The 18084-nt window shown below is 71.3% G+C and carries 17 protein-coding genes; 15 read left to right on the top strand and 2 right to left on the bottom strand.

Annotation, left to right across the window (positions count from 1 at the left end; translation table 11 throughout):
• Positions 1-39 precede the first annotated feature (39 nt).
• The gene (locus tag ACFU8Q_RS26205) at positions 40-309 is read right to left on the bottom strand and encodes a ferredoxin (protein ID WP_384458026.1); all 270 of its coding nucleotides are present in this window, start codon (positions 307-309) and stop codon (positions 40-42) included.
• Positions 309-1466, bottom strand: a complete 1158-nt coding sequence (locus ACFU8Q_RS26200; RefSeq protein ID WP_384458024.1) for a Rieske 2Fe-2S domain-containing protein — start codon at positions 1464-1466, stop codon at positions 309-311. The genes ACFU8Q_RS26205 and ACFU8Q_RS26200 overlap by 1 nt, the downstream gene beginning before the upstream one ends.
• Before the next feature lie 214 nt (positions 1467-1680).
• On the opposite strand from ACFU8Q_RS26200, the gene ACFU8Q_RS26195 reads away from it, so the two are divergent.
• The 15 genes from ACFU8Q_RS26195 (at position 1681) to ACFU8Q_RS26125 (ending at position 18037) form a co-directional block, all read left to right on the top strand.
• Complete coding sequence (locus ACFU8Q_RS26195; protein ID WP_384458022.1) at positions 1681-2427, top strand: SDR family NAD(P)-dependent oxidoreductase; 747 nt, start codon at positions 1681-1683, stop codon at positions 2425-2427.
• 237 nt (positions 2428-2664) lie between these two features.
• Positions 2665-3825 carry a steroid 3-ketoacyl-CoA thiolase gene (locus tag ACFU8Q_RS26190; RefSeq protein WP_384458020.1) on the top strand — a complete coding sequence of 387 codons (1161 nt, stop codon included), beginning with the start codon at positions 2665-2667 and terminating at the stop codon, positions 3823-3825.
• Positions 3826-3834: 9 nt separating this feature from the next.
• On the top strand, positions 3835-6039 hold the full coding sequence (locus tag ACFU8Q_RS26185; protein WP_384458018.1) for an acyl-CoA dehydrogenase: 2205 nt from the start codon (positions 3835-3837) through the stop codon (positions 6037-6039).
• Positions 6040-6113: 74 nt separating this feature from the next.
• On the top strand, positions 6114-6986 hold the full coding sequence (locus tag ACFU8Q_RS26180; protein WP_384458016.1) for a MaoC/PaaZ C-terminal domain-containing protein: 873 nt from the start codon (positions 6114-6116) through the stop codon (positions 6984-6986).
• A complete protein-coding gene (locus tag ACFU8Q_RS26175; protein ID WP_384458014.1) occupies positions 6983-7636 on the top strand; it encodes a PaaI family thioesterase in 654 nt (217 codons plus the stop codon). Before ACFU8Q_RS26180 ends, ACFU8Q_RS26175 begins: the two co-directional genes overlap by 4 nt.
• A 68-nt stretch (positions 7637-7704) precedes the next feature.
• Positions 7705-8466, top strand: a complete 762-nt coding sequence (locus tag ACFU8Q_RS26170) for an SDR family NAD(P)-dependent oxidoreductase (RefSeq protein ID WP_384458012.1) — start codon at positions 7705-7707, stop codon at positions 8464-8466.
• A gap of 304 nt (positions 8467-8770) precedes the next feature.
• The gene (locus ACFU8Q_RS26165) at positions 8771-10426 is read left to right on the top strand and encodes an AMP-binding protein (RefSeq protein ID WP_384458010.1); all 1656 of its coding nucleotides are present in this window, start codon (positions 8771-8773) and stop codon (positions 10424-10426) included.
• Between the two features lie 34 nt (positions 10427-10460).
• Entirely contained in the window at positions 10461-11627 is a 1167-nt protein-coding gene (locus ACFU8Q_RS26160) for an acyl-CoA dehydrogenase family protein (RefSeq protein ID WP_384458008.1), read from the top strand.
• Positions 11624-12616 (top strand): bifunctional MaoC family dehydratase N-terminal/OB-fold nucleic acid binding domain-containing protein, encoded by a 993-nt coding sequence (locus tag ACFU8Q_RS26155; protein ID WP_384458006.1) that lies wholly within the window; start codon positions 11624-11626, stop codon positions 12614-12616. Before ACFU8Q_RS26160 ends, ACFU8Q_RS26155 begins: the two co-directional genes overlap by 4 nt.
• Positions 12616-13725: an acyl-CoA dehydrogenase family protein gene (locus tag ACFU8Q_RS26150; protein WP_384458004.1), complete on the top strand. Its 1110-nt coding sequence runs from the start codon at positions 12616-12618 to the stop codon at positions 13723-13725. Before ACFU8Q_RS26155 ends, ACFU8Q_RS26150 begins: the two co-directional genes overlap by 1 nt.
• Complete coding sequence (locus tag ACFU8Q_RS26145) at positions 13722-14195, top strand: MaoC family dehydratase (protein ID WP_384458002.1); 474 nt, start codon at positions 13722-13724, stop codon at positions 14193-14195. The genes ACFU8Q_RS26150 and ACFU8Q_RS26145 overlap by 4 nt, the downstream gene beginning before the upstream one ends.
• Positions 14192-15373 (top strand): lipid-transfer protein, encoded by a 1182-nt coding sequence (locus ACFU8Q_RS26140; protein WP_384458000.1) that lies wholly within the window; start codon positions 14192-14194, stop codon positions 15371-15373. Before ACFU8Q_RS26145 ends, ACFU8Q_RS26140 begins: the two co-directional genes overlap by 4 nt.
• Positions 15370-16218: a MaoC/PaaZ C-terminal domain-containing protein gene (locus tag ACFU8Q_RS26135; RefSeq protein WP_384457998.1), complete on the top strand. Its 849-nt coding sequence runs from the start codon at positions 15370-15372 to the stop codon at positions 16216-16218. The genes ACFU8Q_RS26140 and ACFU8Q_RS26135 overlap by 4 nt, the downstream gene beginning before the upstream one ends.
• Positions 16211-16996: a 2-keto-4-pentenoate hydratase gene (locus tag ACFU8Q_RS26130; protein ID WP_384457996.1), complete on the top strand. Its 786-nt coding sequence runs from the start codon at positions 16211-16213 to the stop codon at positions 16994-16996. The genes ACFU8Q_RS26135 and ACFU8Q_RS26130 overlap by 8 nt, the downstream gene beginning before the upstream one ends.
• 105 nt (positions 16997-17101) lie before the next feature.
• The gene (locus tag ACFU8Q_RS26125) at positions 17102-18037 is read left to right on the top strand and encodes a 3-oxoacyl-ACP reductase (protein ID WP_384457994.1); all 936 of its coding nucleotides are present in this window, start codon (positions 17102-17104) and stop codon (positions 18035-18037) included.
• The last annotated feature ends 47 nt before the right edge of the window (positions 18038-18084 follow it).

Below are 18084 nucleotides of genomic sequence, written 5' to 3'. Positions count from 1 at the left end.
GGCCACCCCTTCACCGTTGAACCGGGGCGACCCGCTCCCTCACTCCTGGAGCACGGTGATCGCACCGCTCAGCGCGGCCTCCCGGATCGTGTCACCGAGCGAACGGCAGCCTTCGAACGCACCGCCGTTCGGTCCCTCGCCGGATCCGCCGGCCTGCCTTTCCGGGCAGTCCAGCATGGCCTTCGCGTCCCACTGCACGCTCGTCTGCTGCCAGCTGCTCTTGCGCACCCGCACCTGGTTGCCGCACCGCAGGCAGGACAGCGGACGCATGGGCGCGCCGTCGGTCAGCCGGTTGTCCTCGCGCGGCATCAGACGGGCCGGCTCTCGGCCGCGGCCTTGCGGGCGAGGTTGGTCTCGACCTCCTTCTGCCAGGCCTCGACGGGACGGGTGGTGTCGAGCTCGAACTCGAAGCGATCCACCATCTCGGACCTGACGTCGGCGGCATCGACGTAGAACTGCTCGTACCAGCGGCGCAGTTGGTAGACCGGGCCGTCCTCCTCGCACAGCAGGGGGTTGTCGATGCGGGCCTTGTTCTTCCAGATCGCGATGTCCTGTTCGAAGCCCAGCTTGATGAAATCGGCCATGTTCGTGGCCAGCTTGTCGGCTTCCGTGCCCTCCAGGCTGTCCGAGCGCTTGACGATGATGCCGTACTGCAGGACGAAGCGGTCGGCGCTCAACGGGTAGTGACAGTTGATCAGGACCGACTGCACATCGCCCGTGTCGTAGTGGTAGGTGAGGTCGTCGATCATGAACGACGGGCCGTGGTAGGACGCCACCGACGTGCTGCCGGTCGTCTTCGGCTGTCCGTTCTGCGCCTGCGGGCGCGCGTCCGGGCGGCCCGTACCGCGCATGAACTGGGTGGCGGTGTGACCCTCGAAGACGTTCTTGAAGAACGTCGGGAACGAGTAGTGCACGTAGAAGAAGTGCGCCATGTCCACGACGTTGTCGACGACTTCGCGGCAATTGGCGTCCACGACGGTCTCGTACCAGATCCAGTCGGTCCACGAGTCGCTCGTCGCCCCCTCGATACGGGGGATCGTGACGTCCGCCGGCGGCGGGTTTCCCTCGGGGTCGTTCCAGACGAAGAGCATCCCGTCCTGGTCCAGGGTCGGCCAGGCCGCCGTGCGGGCCCGGAGCGGCACGCGCCGGGCGTACGGGATCCGCTTGCAGCGGCCGTCGCCGCCCCAGCGCCAGTCGTGGAAGGGGCAGGCCACCTCGTCGCCCTTGACGATGCCCTGGGAGAGGTCGCCCCCCATGTGGCGGCAGTAGGCGTCGAGGACACTGAGCTCGCCGTCGCCGCCGCGGAACACCACGAGCTTCTGGCCGAAGGCCCGGACCGAGTGGGGCTTGCCATCCTTGAACTTCTCCGACAGCCCCAGGCAGTGCCATCCACGGGCAAACCGGGCCGGTGCGGCCGCTGCCTCGATGGCGCGGACTCCGTCGTGTTCTGACTCGACTGCGGTCACGTTGTTCCCATCCCCTCAAGGACGCAGGGTCTCCAGTGTTCGGACGGTAGGACGGGGCGCTGTCGGCCCACCGGGGCAGTCCCACTGACCGGAACGGCACCCGCCGGGCCCCCGTCGACGGGCGGTTCCGGTGAGCGGGACGGCGCCGACACCGGTCGCCGGAGCCGCGTAACGTCCGCCGCCCTGCCTGCGGTTGTCCGAGAGAAGGGCCGTGATGAAGCGTTTCGAGGGTGTCGATGTCCTGCTCACCGGAGCGGGGTCCGGTATCGGTCGGGCCACGGCGATCCGCCTGGTGGACGAGGGGGCGGCCGTGTTCGCCGTCGACCTCTCGGGCGACGGCCTGCGGGAGACCGCCGACGCGGCCTCCGGGCCCGGGCGGATCGTGACCCATGTCGCCGACGTCGCCGAGGAGAGCGCCGTCGTGGACGCCGTACGTGCGGCTGCCGGAGAACTCGGCGGCATCGACGTCCTGATCAATGTGGCGGGCATCCACCGGACGACGCCCATCGACCGGCTGACCGTCGCCGACATGCATCGGCTGTTCTCCGTCAACGCCGTCGGAACGGCCCTGTTCTGCCGTGAGGCGCTGAGGCACCTGCCTGACCGGACGGGCGTCATCGCCAACGTCGCCTCGTCGTCGGCCGCGCACGGTAACCCGTACATGAGCGCCTATTCGGCATCGAAGGGCGCGGTGCTGGCGTTCTCCTTGTCCCTGGCCGCCGAAGTGGTGCACCGGGGCATCCGCGTCGTGCCCGTCTCACCCGGCACGGTCGCCACGCCGCTGGTGGGGCCGCACGTCCTGCCGCCGGAACTGGACGCCAGTTACTACGGGCGGATCCGGTCGCTGCTGGGCGCTGCCGACCCGGAGCAGATCGCCGGTGTCATCGCCTTCGCGGCCTCGCGGGACGGGAGCTACCTGACGGGAGCGGAGATCAGGGTCGACGGAGGCTCGCACATCTGAGCTGCCGCCCGTTCCGGTCGGCCGGCGGCGCGGAGCCATTCAGTGGGACAGCCATTCAGTGGGACTGGGTATTGCACCGCACAAGAACGAATTCTAGTTTTTGGGTGCGGTGCTGAACCCCGTGAGCCTCCCCGAGGCCGCGTCAGGCGCCGCGACCGGCCGGATCAGGCCGGTCCGCCGAGCCGTCCGCCAACCGACCCGGCCTGCCAAGGGCCGCCTCACACCTTATGGAGAACCATGCCCGAGGCCGTCATCGTCGAAGCCGCGCGCACACCGGTCGGGCGACGCCGCGGAGCGCTGTCGGGGCTGCACCCGGCCGAGCTGCTGGGGCTGACCCAGCAGGGCCTCCTGGAACGCGCAGGAATCGCCCCCGACGCGGTGGACCAGGTGATCGGAGGCTGCGTCACCCAGGCCGGCGAGCAGTCCAACAACGTCACCCGCAGCGCCTGGCTGCACACCGGACTGCCGCACGCCACCGCCTGCACCACCATCGACTGCGCCTGCGGCTCGTCCCAGCAGGCCGTGCACCTGATCGCCGGGCTGATCGCCTCCGGTGCGATCGACGCCGGGATCGGCTGCGGCGTCGAGTCGATGAGCCGGGTCTTCCTCGGGCAGGCGCTCACCCCCGGGACCGGCAGGCCGGTGCCGGAGGACTTCGCGCTGGACATGCCGGACCAGTTCACCGCCGCCGAGCGGATCGCACGGAAACGCGGCACCACACGGGCCGACGCGGACGCCCTCGCACTCGCCTCCCAGCGCAACGCCGCCCGGGCGTGGGCGGAAGGCCGCTTCGACCGGCAGATCATCGAGGTCGAGGCACCGGTGCCCGGCCCCGAGGGCCCGACCGGGAAGAACGCCACCGTGACCCGCGACGAGGGCCTCCGGGACACCACGACCGAGGGTCTCGCCCAGCTGAAGACGGTGCTGCCCGACGGCATCCACACCGCCGGCAACTCCTCCCAGATCAGCGACGGCGCCGCCGCCGTCCTCCTGACAAGCGCCGAGCGCGCCGACCGCCTGGGACTGCGCCCGCGGGCCCGGATCGTCGCCTCCGGGATGGTCGGCTCCGACCCCTACTACCACCTCGACGGGCCCATCGAGGCGACCGACCACGTGCTGCGCAAGGCCGGCATGACACTGGCCGACATCGACCTGGTCGAGATCAACGAGGCATTCGCCTCCGTCGTGCTGTCGTGGGCTCAGGTCCACCGCGCCGACATGGACAAAGTGAACGTCAACGGGGGCGCGATCGCCCTCGGCCACGCGGTGGGCTCGACCGGCGCCCGGCTGATCACCCAGGCCCTCCATGAACTGGAGCGCAGCGGCAAGTCCACCGCGCTGGTCACCATGTGCGCCGGCGGAGCGCACTCGACGGCGACGATCATCGAACGGATCTGAGGGACCGCCATGACCATCGGACTGACCGAAGAGCACCGCGACCTGCGCGACACCGTACGCACGTTCGCGAACCGGCACATCACCCAGGACGCCGTCCGCAAGGCGGTGAGTGCCGAGCAGGAGATGCTCCCGCCGTTCTGGCATACCCTCGCCGAACAGGGGCTGCTCGGCCTGCACCTGCCCGAAGAGGCGGGCGGTGCCGGATACGGGCTCCTCGAACTCGCCGTCGTCATCGAGGAACTGGGCCGGGCCATGGCCCCGGGCCCCTTCCTGCCCACGACGCTCGCCGCCGCGGTCCTGCACCGGGCGGGCCACCGGACGCATCTGGCCGGGCTCGCCGACGGCACCACGATCGGCGCCGTGGGCCTGGGAGCCGGAAGCCTCACACTCTCCCGCGGCGACGACGGCGCCGCGACGGTCTCCGGCGAGTCCGAACTCGTCATCGGCGGCCACCTCGCCGACCTGTTCGTGCTGCCCGCCCGCGAGGGCGAGCGCACGACGTGGTTCGTGCTGCCGCGCGCCTCGGCGGACACCACCGACGTGGCCGGCCACGACCCGGCCCGCCGACCGTCCCGGGTGCGCCTGCGGAACACGGCGGTCCCGGCCAGCGCCGTACTGGCGGTCGACCAGCAACTCCCGCTCGACCTGGCCGCGGTCCTGTTCGCGGCGGAGGCCTCCGGCATCGCCGACCGGGCCGTCGCCGTCTCGGCCGAATACGCCCGGGTGCGCGAGCAGTTCGGCCGCCCCATCGGCCAGTTCCAGGGCGTCAAACACCGCTGCGCACGGATGCTCGCGCTCGCCGAACAGGCCCGTGCCTGCGCCTGGGACGCCGCCCGCGCGGGCGAACCGGGTGCCGTCCAGGACCCGGCGGAGGCGTCCCTCGCCGCCGCCGTCGCCGGGGCGACCAGCGTGGAAGCGGCGTTCACCACCACGAAGGACGCCATCCAGGTCCTCGGCGGCATCGGCTTCACCTGGGAGCACGACGCCCACCTCTGGCTGCGCCGGGTCCAGACCCTGCGCCTCACCCTCGGCCCGACCGCCCGGTGGCGCCGCCGGGTGGCCCGGCTCACCCTGGACGGCGTCCGCCGCCATCTCGGCGTCGAACTGCCGCCCGGGGCCGAGGAGATACGCGCCGGCGTCCGCGCCGAACTGAGCTCCGCGGCCGCCCTGGAGGGCAGGGAACGGCTCGTCCATCTCGCCGACCACGGCTACACCGCGCCGCATCTGCCCGCACCGTGGGGCAAGGGCGCCGACGCCGTGCCCCAGCTGGTCATCGCGGAGGAGATCCGCACGGCGGGCCTGACCCCCGTCGACATGATCATCGGCGGCTGGGTCGTTCCGACCATCATCGCCCACGGCAACGCCGCCCAGCAGGAGAGGTTCCTGGCGCCGACCCTGCGCGGCGACATCGTCTGGTGCCAGCTCTTCAGCGAGCCCGGAGCCGGTTCCGACCTCGCGTCCCTGAGCACCCGCGCGGAGAAGACCGACGGCGGCTGGCGGATCACCGGGCAGAAGGTGTGGACCTCCATGGCCCGCGACGCCCACTGGGGCATCCTGCTGGCCCGGACCGACGCCACCGCACCCCAGCACAAGGGACTGTCGTACTTCCTGCTCGACATGACCGCCCCCGGCCTGGACATCCGCCCGCTGCGGCAGATCACCGGCGAGTCGGAGTTCAACGAGATCTTCCTCGACGACGTGTTCGTCCCCGACGACATGCTCGTCGCACAGCCGGGCGACGGCTGGAAACTCGCCCGCACCACGCTCGCCAACGAGCGGGTCGCCCTCTCCCACGACTCGTCGCTGGGGTCCGGTGGCGAGGCGCTGCTCGACATCGCCGCCGCCACCCCCCACGAGATGGACGACGAACGGCTCACCGCCCTCGGCGGCATCCTCTGCGACGCGCAGTCCGGCGGTCTGCTCGGCCTGCGCACCACGCTGCGCTCGGTCGCGGGACAGCAGCCGGGTGCGGAGGCCAGTATCGCGAAACTGCTCGGTGTCGAGCATCAGCAGCAGGTCTGGGAGACCGCCATGGACTGGCAGGGCAGCGCCGCGCTGACCGGCGAGGGCCGGCGTCACGACGCCACCTGGATGTTCCTCAACTCCCGCTGCCTGTCGATCGCGGGCGGTACGACGGAGGTCCAGCTGAACATCATCGGCGAACGCCTGCTGGGCCTGGACCGCGACCCCGGGCCCACCCCGAAGCGTGCCTGAAGACGCGACCGCGGCGCGGCCGGCCGGACCGGCCGCGCCGGCGGACCGAAACCCCTCGTGAAGGAAGAACCACCATGCCCATCGACCGCCACAAGGCGCTGAGCGCGGACCCGTCCGTGCGCGAGATCAGCTGGAGCACTCGCGACGTGCTCCTGTACCACCTCAGCCTCGGGGCCGGTTCGGACGCCGCCACCGACCCGGAACTGCACCTCACCTTCGAGCGCGGCCTCCAGGTGCTGCCCACCTTCGCCCTGGTGGCCGGCTCCGGCATCTCGGCCGGAGAGGTGCCCACGACGTCCGTGAACATGCCCGGCATCGAGACCGACCTCCGCTCGATCCTCCACGCGGGCCAGGGACTCGAGATCCACCGACCGCTGCCGGCCTCGGGCTCGGCCACGGTCACCTCGCGGGTCGTCGAGGTGTGGGACAAGGGAAAGGCAGCGGTCATCGTGCTGGAGTCGGCCGCGTCCGACCCCCGGGGCGAGCCGCTGTGGACCACCACCATGCAGATCTGGGCCCGCGGGGAAGGCGGCTTCGGAGGAGAACCCGGACCGGAGGCATCCTGGACGGCGCCGGAGCACCCGGCCGACATCGTGTTCGAAACTCCCACCACTCCGCAGCAGGCGTTGCTGTACCGGCTCAACGGAGACCTCAACCCGCTCCACGCCGACCCCGAGTTCGCCCGTACAGCGGGCTTCGACCGGCCGATCCTGCACGGGCTGGCCTCGTACGGAATCGTCTGCAAAGCGCTCGTCGACGGAGTGCTCGACGGTGACGTCACACGGCTGAACGGCTTCTCCGTACGGTTCGCGGGCTCACTGTTCCCGGGCGAGACCATCCGCACCTCGGTGTGGCGAGAAGGAGAGGGATTGGTGCTGCACTCCACCTGCCCCGAACGCGAAAACGCCCCGGTGCTCACCCACGCGACGGCGACGGTCACCTCATGAGCACCGGAACCGACACCCGTACCGACGGCGAGGCCGCCGCACGGCCGCCGCTGGTGGCCGACACCCACGACACCGGACTGGACGCGGCCGTCAACGCGGCCCGCCGGGTGATCGCCGCGCTGCTGCTGGCCGGCGACCGCTCGGACGCCGACATGTCGTGCGTCGCCAAGCAACTCCACGGGGTCGCGGACCACTTGGAGGAGCATGCTCCGGCCCGCGAGGAGCGCCTGGTCGACATGTGGAACGGTGAGGGCGTGACCAGGCACGACCCGGCCACCGGCCCCGAGAACGCCCTCGCGCCCCCGCTGAAGCTGTACGGCCGCGACGACGGCTCCATCGAGGGCACCGTCACCCTCGGCCTGCCCTACCAGGGGCCGCCCGGACACGTGCACGGCGGCATCTCCGCGCTGCTCCTGGACCACACCCTCGGCGTCGCGAACCACTGGGGCGGCCCCTCCGGCATGACGGCGGAACTCACCCTGCGCTACCACCGCCCCACCCCACTGTTCGAACCGCTGACGGTCACCGGCCGCCAGGTCCATGTGGACGGCGCGAAGATCCGCACCGTCGGGACCATCTCGGCCGGCGGCCGGGACTGCGTGAGCGCGGAGGGACTGTTCATCGCCAAGCACCTGGCCCGCCCGCGCTGAACGCCGGGCCGGAGCACACCCGCACACGAAGAGCCGGAGCACACCCGCACACGAAGAGAGGCAGACCGGTGGGAAGTCTTCAGGACAAGGTCGCGGTAGTCACCGGGGCCGGACAAGGAGTGGGCCAGGGCATCGCCCTCGCGCTCGCCACCGAGGGCGCGTCGATCGCCGTCCTCGGGCGGACACCGCAGAAGCTCGAAGCGACCTGCGAACTGCTGCGCGCCCGCGCCGTCCGGGCCGAACCCTTCGTCTGCGACGTGAGCGACACCGACCGTGTCCCCGCGGTGGTGGACGCGGTCGCCGACCGGTTCGGCGGCATCGACATCCTGGTCAACAACGCGTACACGGGTGCCTACGGCCCACTGCTGTCGATGAGCGACGCGCAGTTCCAAAAGGGCTTTCACAGCGGCCCCTTCGCGACCTTCGCCTTCATGAAGGCCGCCCACCCCCATCTGAAGCGACGGGGCGGCGGAGTCGTCATCAACCTGGTCACCTCCGCCATGGTCCGCTGGGACCTGCGCAACTACGGCGCGTACGCCGCCGCCAAGGTGGCCGTCCGCTCGCTGACCCGCAGCGCCGCCGACGAGTGGGGGACCGACAACATCCGCGTCAACGCGGTGGCACCGCACGCCGCGTCGCCCGCCTACGAGAAATGGCAGTCCGCCAACCCGGAGGAGGCCGCCGCGTTCTGCGAGTCCATCCCCCTGGGCTACGTCGGCGACTGCGAGCAGGACATCGGACGGGCCGTGGTGATGCTCTGCGGCCCGGACGCCCGCTACCTCACCGGCGCGACCGTGCCGCTCGACGGCGGGCAGGCCAACTTCGACTGACGGACCGCTCGTTCCGAGCCCCCATCTGTCGGTCGGTCCAAGCCTCCCGGTCAGCGGGACAGCCCGCACCAGGGGAAATCCTCCCGGCTAACGTCGCGGTCAGCACCTTGACCGGTGCGCCGACGGAGGCTCGGGACGAGGACCGGCCGACGGTTCAGGACCGCGTGAACTCTCCGTCGTGCCACGCCCATCGAGGCATCAGCGCAGCACCATTCACGGCGGGCGGCCCGGCGCGCACCTCTGCACGCGTCGACGCCCGCATAGACAGCGGGAAACCCCGGTCAACGGGTGAGAGGGACCGACGTTGCCACACGAGACGATTGCCGACCTGCTCCTCGCCCGGGCCGGGGACGACCACGTGGGTCTGCGCACCCGCGAGCGCAGCTGGACCTGGGACGAGGTCGTCCGGGAGAGCGCGGCGCGCGCGTCCTGGGCCTGGTCGCTGCGCACCGAGGGTCCGTTCCACATCGGCGTACTGCTGGACAACGTGCCCGAGTTCATTTTCTGGCTGGGTGGCGCCGCCCTCAGCGGCGCGACCGTCGTCGGCATCAACCCCACCCGCCGCGGCGCCCAGCTCGAACAGGAGGTGCGGCACGCCGACTGCGGGCTGCTCGTCACCGACCGCGCGGGCCTCGCACTGCTCGACGGCCTGGACCCCGGCGTGGACCGTGACCGGATCCTGGTCGTCGACGAGCCGGGATACGCGCAGCGGGCGGCCGCGTACGGCGCCGACCCGGTCCGGGACCCGGCTGTCACCGCGGACACCCGGATGCTGCTGCTGTTCACCTCCGGTACGACGGGCGCCTCCAAGGCGGCGATCTGCTCGCAGGGCCGGCTGACCGCGCTCGCCCGCTCCAACTGCGCCAAGTACGACATCGGCCGCGACGCCGTTTGCTACTGCCCCATGCCGCTGTTCCACGGGAACGCGCTGATGATGCTGTGGGCTCCCGCCCTGGCCGCCGGCGCCACCATCGCACTCACCCCCAAGTTCTCGGCCTCCGGCTTCCTCTCGGACGTCAAGCACTTCGGAGCCACCTTCTTCACCTACGTCGGCAAGGCGATCGGCTACGTCCTGGCTACACCCGAGCAGGCCGACGACGGCGACAACCGGCTGACCCACGCCTTCGGCACGGAAGCCTCCCCGGAGGACCAGGCCGCGTTCCTGCGCCGCTTCGGATGCCGGCTCATCGAGGGCTACGGGTCGAGCGAGGGCGGCGGCATGCTCAAACAGGCACCCGGCGGCCCGGTGGGGGCGCTCGGTGTGCCCGCCCGCGACAGCGTCAGGATCGTCCACCCGGAGACCCGCGAGCAGTGCCCGCCCGCCGTCCTCGACGAGCACGGCAGGGTGCAGAACCCGGAAGAGGCCATCGGGGAGATCATCGACACCGAGGGCGCCGCCAGGTTCGAGGGCTACTACAAGAACGACGCCGCGAACGCCGAACGCGTACGCCACGGGTGGTACTGGACCGGTGACCTCGGATACGTCGACGAGTCCGGCTGGTTCTACTTCGCGGGCCGGTCGGGCGACTGGATACGCGTCGACGGGGAGAACACCTCGGCGCTGCTGACCGAACGAATCCTGCGCCGACACCCGGCCATCGTCGCCGCCGGAGTCTTCGGCGTGCCCGACCCCCGCTCCGGCGACCAGGTGATGGCCGCGGTCGAGATCCCCGAGGGGACATGCTTCGAGGATCTGCGCCTGCCGGAGTTCCTGTCCCGGCAGGAGGACCTCGGCACCAAGGGCGCACCGCGCTTCGTCCGGGTCTCCCACGCCCTCCCGAGCACCGGCTCCAACAAGCTGCGCAAGAAGGAGATGCAGCTCCAGGGCTGGCGCACCGAGGACCCGGTCTACCGCTGGGCCGGACGCGGGGAGCCGGACTACGTACCCATGACCGACGAGGACAAGACGGCACTGCGCGGCGAGTTCCTCGCCAACGGGCGTGCGCGCTTCCTTCCCTGACCACGCCCGTCGGCGACAACGACAGGAGAACCACATGCAACTGCGCGAGAGTGCCGCACAGCGCGAGCTGCGCAAGGAGCTGCGCAGGTACTTCTCGGGCCTGATGCCCGAGGAGGAGCGCCGCCGGGTCGGCGAGGAGGGCGTCGGCGGGGACCGCTTCCGCGAGGTGGTCAAACGGCTCGGCTCCGACGGCTGGCTCGGCATCGGCTGGCCGAAGGAGTACGGGGGCCAGGGCCGCTCGATCGAGGAACAGTACGTGTTCTTCGACGAGGTCCAGCGGGCCGGTCTCCCGTTCCCGTTCGTCACCGTGAACACGGTCGGCCCCACCCTCATGGCGTACGGGTCCGACGAGCACAAGGAACGCTTCCTTCCGGGCATCCTCTCCGGCGACACCGTGTTCGCGATCGGCTATACGGAGCCCGAGGCAGGCACCGACCTGGCGTCGCTGACGACGCGGGCCGTTCGTGACGGCGACGGCTTCGTCGTCGACGGCAGCAAGATCTTCACCAGTGGTGCCAACACCGCCGACCACATCTGGCTGGCCGTCCGGACCGACCCCGACGCTCCCAAGCACCAGGGCATCTCGATCCTGGTCGTCCCGACCGACGCCGAGGGATTTTCCTGGAGCCCCATCCGGACCGTGGGCGGCATGGTCGTCACCGCCACCTATTACAGCGGAGTCCGGGTGCCGGCGACCGAGGCGGTGGGCGAGGTGAACGGCGGCTGGCGGCTGATCACGGCACAGCTCAACCACGAGCGCATCGGCCTGGCGGCGCTGGGGGGCCGGATGATCCAGTTGTGGGAGCGGGTGCTGGAGTGGGCCAAGGCCAACGGCACCATCGAACTGCCATGGGTCCGCCATGAGTTCGCACGCACCCACGCCCGGCTGGAGGCGATGCGGCTGATGAACTGGAAGATGACCGGCGCGGTCGCCCAGGGCACCCTGACCGGAGCCGAGGCCGGAGCGGCCAAGACGTACGGCACCGAGACCCATATCGAGGTACAGCGGAGCCTGACCCAGATCCTGGGAGCGGCGGGGCGCGTCCGGCCCGAGTCGCCGGGCGCGGTACTGGCCGGACAGGTGGAACAGCTCTCGCGCCAGGGCATCGTGAACACCTTCGGCGGCGGCGTCAACGAGATCCTCCGCGACATGGTCGCCACCCAGGGCCTGGGCCTTCCCCGCAAGGGGCGCGGCGCGTGAACGAGGAGTACGAGGAGCAGTTGCGGGCCTTCGTCGGCCGCGAACTGAAGCCGCTCGCGCCGGGCCGGGACCCCGTCAACCGGCCGATGATCCGGCACTGGGCGGAGGCGATGGGGGACGACAACCCGGTGTACGTCGACGACGGGGCGGCCCGTGCCACGGGGCGCGCCGGTGTGGTGGCCCCGGCGTCGATGGTCCAGGCGTGGACGATGCGGGGCTATGCCGCCACGACAGCCCCGCCGGGTGCGTCCAGCGGGTTCGACGAGCTGATCGAGTTGCTGGACGCGGGCGGTTACACCTCTGTGGTGGCGACCGACTCCGAGCTGGAGTTCCTGCGCGAACTGGCGCCGGGGGACCACGTCGGCGTGCAGGAGGTGGTCGAGTCGATCTCACCGGAGAAGCGGACCGGGCTCGGCGTCGGACGGTTCGTCACCACCGTGAGGACCTACCGGGACCAGGACGGGCGGCCGGTCGCCACCCAGCGCTGGCGCACTCTGCGGTTCCGTCCCGCGGAGCAGGAGCAGGCGCAGGAAACGGTCGTGGCGCCGCAGCCGGCCTCGGCGCCGCAGCGGGAACCGGTGGCGCTGCGTCCACGGCCCGCCGTCAACCGGGACAACGCCTTCTGGTTCGAGGCGGCGAAGGAGCACCGCCTGCTGATCCAGCGCTGTTCCGCCTGCGCGACCCTGCGGCACCCGCCGGGGCCCTGTTGCCCGCGGTGCAACTCCCTGGACTGGGACACCGTCGAGGCATCGGGGCGCGGCCACGTCTACAGCTTCACGGTGAACCACCACCCGCGGCATCCGGCCTTCGCGTTCCCGATGGTCGTCGCGGTCGTCGAACTGGCGGAAGGCACCCGGCTCATCACCAACCTGGCCGGTATCGCGCCCGAGGACGTGGCCATCGACATGCCCGTCGTCCTCGACTGGCTGGACGCCGACCCCGACCTGTCACTGCCGGTGTTCCGGCCTGTCGCGACGGAGGACCACTAGTGGATTTCTCGCTGGGAGAAGAGCTCGTAGCAGTCCGGGACCTGGCACGTGAGATCTTCACCGACCGGGCCACCCCCGAGCGGCTGCGCGAGGTCGAGACGTCCGGGACACGTGTCGACGGCAAACTCTGGGCCGATTTGGCCGGTGCCGGGCTGCTCGGTACCGCCCTCCCCGAGGAGGCCGGCGGCGCCGGACTCGGGACGGCCGCGCTGTGCGTCCTGCTGGAGGAGCAGGGGCGGTGCGTGGCGCCTGTCCCGATCTGGCCGACCGTCGTCGCCGCCCTCGCGGTCGACGCGCACGGCTCCGAGCGGCAGCGCGGTGCGCTCCTGCCGGCCGTGGCCGACGGCACGGCACGGCCGACGCTCGCGCTGGAGGAGTTCGGCCCGGCCGATCCGTTCGCACCGCTGACGACCGCCACGGCCGACGGGGACGACTGGGGGCTCAGCGGGACCAAGGCCGTGGTGCCCTCGCCCTCGGGCGCCGGCCAGGTGCTGGTCACCGCCACGACCGAAGCAGGCACCGGTCTCTTCCTCGTCGCGGCGGACGCCGCGGGGGTCACCTGGGAGCACGCCGAAACCACCAGCCACGACCTTGCCGGGCAGCTCACGCTCGACGGTGCCGTCGCCGAGGTGGTCGGTGCCCCGGGCACCGGAGCCGTGGAGTGGACCGTCGAACGCGCCGTCGTCGCGCTGGCCGCCGTACAGCTAGGGGTGGCCGAGGGCGCGCTGCGGCATGCCGCGGGCTATCTGAGCGAGCGTCGGCAGTTCGGCCGTCCGCTGGCCACCTTCCAGGCCGTGCAGCACCAGCTCGCCGACTGCTGGATCGACATCGAGGCGATGCGGGTGACGTTGTGGCAGGCGGTGACCGCGCTCGACGACGGCGAAGGCGCGGCCCGGGCGGCGCTGGTCGCCAAGTGGTGGGCCACCGAGGGCGGACTGAACGTCGTCCACCGCGTCCAGCACGTGCACGGCGGCATCGGCGTGGACACCGACTATCCGGTGCACCGCCACTTCCTGTGGGGCAAACAGATCTCGACCACCCTGGGCGGGGCGGGCGCCGATCTTTCCCGGCTCGGCGCACTCCTGGCCCGCGAGGCGGTGGCCTCATGACGGCACCGGTCAGAAGTACACCACCGGCCACGCGGACGGTGCCGGTCACGCGGACGTACGAGGAGGTGGCCGTCGGCGACACCCTCCCCGAGCTGTCGATCCCGCTGACCCGCACGCTCATCGTCGCCACCGCCCTCGCGAGCCGCGACTACCAGGACGTGCACCACGACCCCGAGCTGGCGCGGCAGCGCGGCTCGAAGGACATCTTCATGAACATCCTGACCAGCAACGGGCTGGTCGACCGGTACATCACGGGATGGGCCGGCCCGGCCGTGGTCCTCAAGGCGATCCGGATCAGGCTCGGCGCGCCCAACTACCCCGGCGACACGATGGTGCTCAGCGGCACGGTCACGGCCAGGACCGACGAGGACCGCAGGCTGGAGATCGCCGTGCGGGGCACCAACAGCCTGGGCACCCATGTCACCGGCACGGTGGCCGTGCAGCTGCCCAAGGGGGCGGGAAACCGATGACCGTCAGCGCCGTGACCGGTGCCGCCGCCGTGGTGGGCATCGGGGCCACCGAATTCTCCAAGTCCTCCGGGCGCAGTGAGCTCCAACTGGCCTGCGAGGCCGTGCTCGCCGCCCTCGCCGACGCCGGGCTGAAGCCATCCGACGTCGACGGCCTGGTCACCTTCACCGCCGAGACCAACTCCGAGATCCACCTGGCCCGCAACACCGGTATGGGGGAACTGACGTTCTTCTCCCGCATCGGCTACGGCGGCGGCGCCGGCTGCGGGACCGTGCAGCAGGCGGCCATGGCCGTCGCCACGGGCGCCGCGGAGGTGGTCGTCTGCTACCGCGCCTTCAACGAGCGCTCCGGCGAACGGTACGGACTCGGGCAGGCCGACCGGCCGATGGACACCACGGCCGACCGCGCCGCGTACGCCTGGATGACCCCGTTCGGACTGAGCACACCCGCCCAGTGGGTCGCCATGTTCGCCCGCCGGTACATGCACGAATACGGCGCCACCAGCGAGGACTTCGGCCGGGTAGCCGTCGTGGACCGCAAGCATGCCGCGAACAATCCCGCCGCCTGGTTCCACGGGCGGCCCATCACCCTGGAGGACCACCAGAACTCGCGATGGATCGCCGAACCGCTGCGCCTGCTCGACTGCTGTCAGGAGACCGACGGCGGCCAGGCCCTGGTGGTCGTGTCGGCGGAGCGGGCCCGCGACCTGCCCCACCCGCCCGCGGTGATCCGCGCCGCGGCCCAGGGACTGGGAGCCGACCAGCACATGATGACCAGCTACTACCGGCCGACGATCACCGGGATCCCGGAGATGGGCCTGGTCGGGCGGCAGTTGTACGAGCAGAGCGGTCTCGGGCCCGACGACATCGACGCCGCGATCCTGTACGACCACTTCACCCCGCTGGTGCTGCCGCAACTGGAGGAGCTCGGCTTCTGCGGGACGGGCGAGGCCAAGGAATTCATCGCGGAGGGGAACCTGGAGATCGGCGGCCGGCTGCCGGTGAACACACACGGCGGTCAGCTCGGCGAGGCCTATCTGCACGGCATGAACGGCATCGCGGAGGGCGTCCGGCTGGTCCGCGGCACTTCGGTGAATCAGCCCGACGGCGTCGGCAACGTCCTCGTCACCGCGGGGACCGGGGTGCCGACCAGCGGACTCGTCCTGGGAGCCGACCGATGACCGCCTCCCCGTGGCGCGGCCGCGATCTCGGCACCCGTACCGTCTCCTACACCGAACGCGACGCGATCCTCTACGCGCTCGCGGTGGGAGCACGGGCGAGCGACCTCGACCTGGTGTTCGAGGAACGGCTGCGGGTGTTGCCCACGTTCGCGCTGACGCTGGCGCAGTGGGCTCCCGACGCCCTCGGCGCGCTGGGCGCCTTCGACATCAGGACCGCCGTCCACGGGGCCCAGCGGCTGACGGTGCTGGGGCCGCTGGCGAGGAGCGGCGAGGTGTCGATGACGGCCCGGGTCGCCGAGGTGTGGGACAAGGGTTCCGCCGCCGTTTTCGACGTCGAGGTGGCGAGCGAGCGCTTCGTGGCGACGTGGTCGCTGTTCGCCCCCGGCTGCGGCGGCTTCGGCGGCGACCGGGGGGCCGGCGCGCCGAAACGGCCGGAGAAACCCGCGGACCAGCGGCTGGCCGTGACCACGCACCCCGACCAGGCAGCGCTCTACCGGTTGCTCGGCGACCGGCACCACATGCACATCGACCCCGAGGCCGCCCGGGCCGCGGGCATGCCCCGGCCGTTCCTGCACGGTCTGTGCACGCTCGCCGCGGTCACCCTTCCCATGGCCCAGAGGCTGGGAGCCCACCCAGCCGACGTGGTGGAGCTCGAAGCCCGGTTCGCCGCGCCGGTGTTCCCGGGCGAGCTGCTCGACGTCCACGGATGGCAGGACGGCGACGCCGGCCTGCGGTTCGAGACATCGGCACACGAACGTACGGCGATCTCCGGTGGCCGTATCCGTTTCCGTTCCACCCGCCCGACGGGCGGACCCCCGATCCAGGAGGAGGACCACCATGCTTGAGCCCTCGCAGCGCGCCGAAGCCGCAGACCTGTTGTGGGCGGCACAGCGGGACCGGGTACCCGTGGCCCCGCTGACCGAGACGTTCCCCGGCATCGACGTGGTCGATGCCTACGAGATCCAACTGGCGAACATCCGCAGGCAGTTGGTGACCGGGGTCACCGTGAGCGGCCACAAGGTGGGGCTCTCCTCGAAGGTCATGCAGCAGATGATGGGGGTCGACGAGCCGGACTACGGCCATCTGCTCTCGGACATGGTGCTGTCGCAGGAGACCCCCGTCGACACCGGCCGCTACTGCTTCCCCCGGATCGAGGTCGAGATCGGCTACGTACTCGGCGAGAGCCTCCCCGGTGAGGGGTGCACGGGCGAGGACGTCCTTGCCGCGACGGAGTACGTCGTCGCGAGCATCGAACTCATCGACAGCCGGATCCAGGACTGGAAGATCGGTCTTGCGGACACCATCGCCGACAACGCCTCCTCCGCGGGGGTGATCCTGGGGGCCGCCCGGGTCGCCCCGCGCGACCTGGACCTCACCGACATCGGCGCCGTGCTGTACCGGGGCGGCGAGGAGATCGCGCGTGGCAACACCGGTGCGGTGCTCGGGGATCCGACCGAGGCCGTCGCCTGGCTGGCCCGCAAGGTGGCGTCATTCGGCGTCCGGCTGGAGGCCGGCCACATCGTGCTGCCCGGCTCCTGCACCCGGGCGGTCGATGTGCGGCCCGGGGACGACTTCCGGGCCGAGTTCGCCGGGCTGGGCTCGGTGTCGGTCCGCTTCGCGTAGCGACGGGGCCCGCACCACTCAGCGGGACACCCCGTCCGAGAGAACTAGAATTCATACTAGTTTCGGGCTCTCCGAATGCATGTCGCACGAGAGGAATGAGGCAGCATGAGCTCGACGAACAGCCTGGCGGGGCGTACCGCCGTCGTCACCGGCGCGGGCGCCGGCCTGGGCCGGAGCGAGGCGCTGGCGCTCGCGGCCCGGGGCGCCGACGTGGTGGTGAACGACGTGGGGCCGGCTGCCGAGGAGGTCGTCGCGGAGATCAAGGCCCTGGGCCGCGAGGCCGTCGCGGTGACCGGCGACGTCGGTGAATGGTCCATGGGCGACCGTCTGGTGCGGGCCGCGGTGGAAACCTTCGGCAGCCTGGACATCCTCGTCAACAACGCGGGTGTGCTGCGCGACAAGATGCTCTTCAACCTCACCGAGTCCGACTGGGACGACGTCATCCGCGTCCACCTCAAGGGGCACGCCGCCGTTTCGCGCGCGGCGGCGGCGCACTGGCGGGCAGCCGCCAAGACGACCGGCGGCCCCGTCTACGGGCGGGTGGTCAACACCTCCTCCGAGGCCTTCCTCTTCGGGGCCCCGGGCCAGCCGAACTACTCCGCGGCCAAGGCCGGCATCACCGCGCTGACCCTGGCCACCGCCCAAGGGCTGTCCCGTTACGGCGTGCGCGCCAACGCGATCTGCCCGCGCGCCCGCACCGGTATGACAGCGGGCGTCTTCGGCGCGGGGGCGAATGCCGACGACGGGCTGGACATCCTCGCCCCCGAGCGGGTCGGGACGTTCGTGAGCTATCTGGCCTCACCCGCCGCGGAAGAGATCAACGGGCAGGTGTTCGTCGTCTACGGCGACATGGTGGCCCTGATGGCGGCCCCGACCGTGGAACGGAAGTTCACCGCCGCCGACGGGGCCTTCACCCCGGAGGAGCTCGACTCCCAGCTGACGCCCTACTTCAGCGGGCGCGACCCATACCACAACTACGCGGCCATCAGCGTCGCCGAGCTCGACACCACCGGGGTCGAGAACGTGGCAGCCGCGAACTGACGCCTCGCGGGGCACACGGAGCGGGGGCGGTCTCCGGGAAGGAGACG

The organism is Streptomyces sp. NPDC057543, from assembly GCF_042801895.1.
Lineage (GTDB): Bacteria > Actinomycetota > Actinomycetes > Streptomycetales > Streptomycetaceae > Streptomyces.
This window is presented reverse-complemented; position numbering and strand designations above follow the sequence as displayed.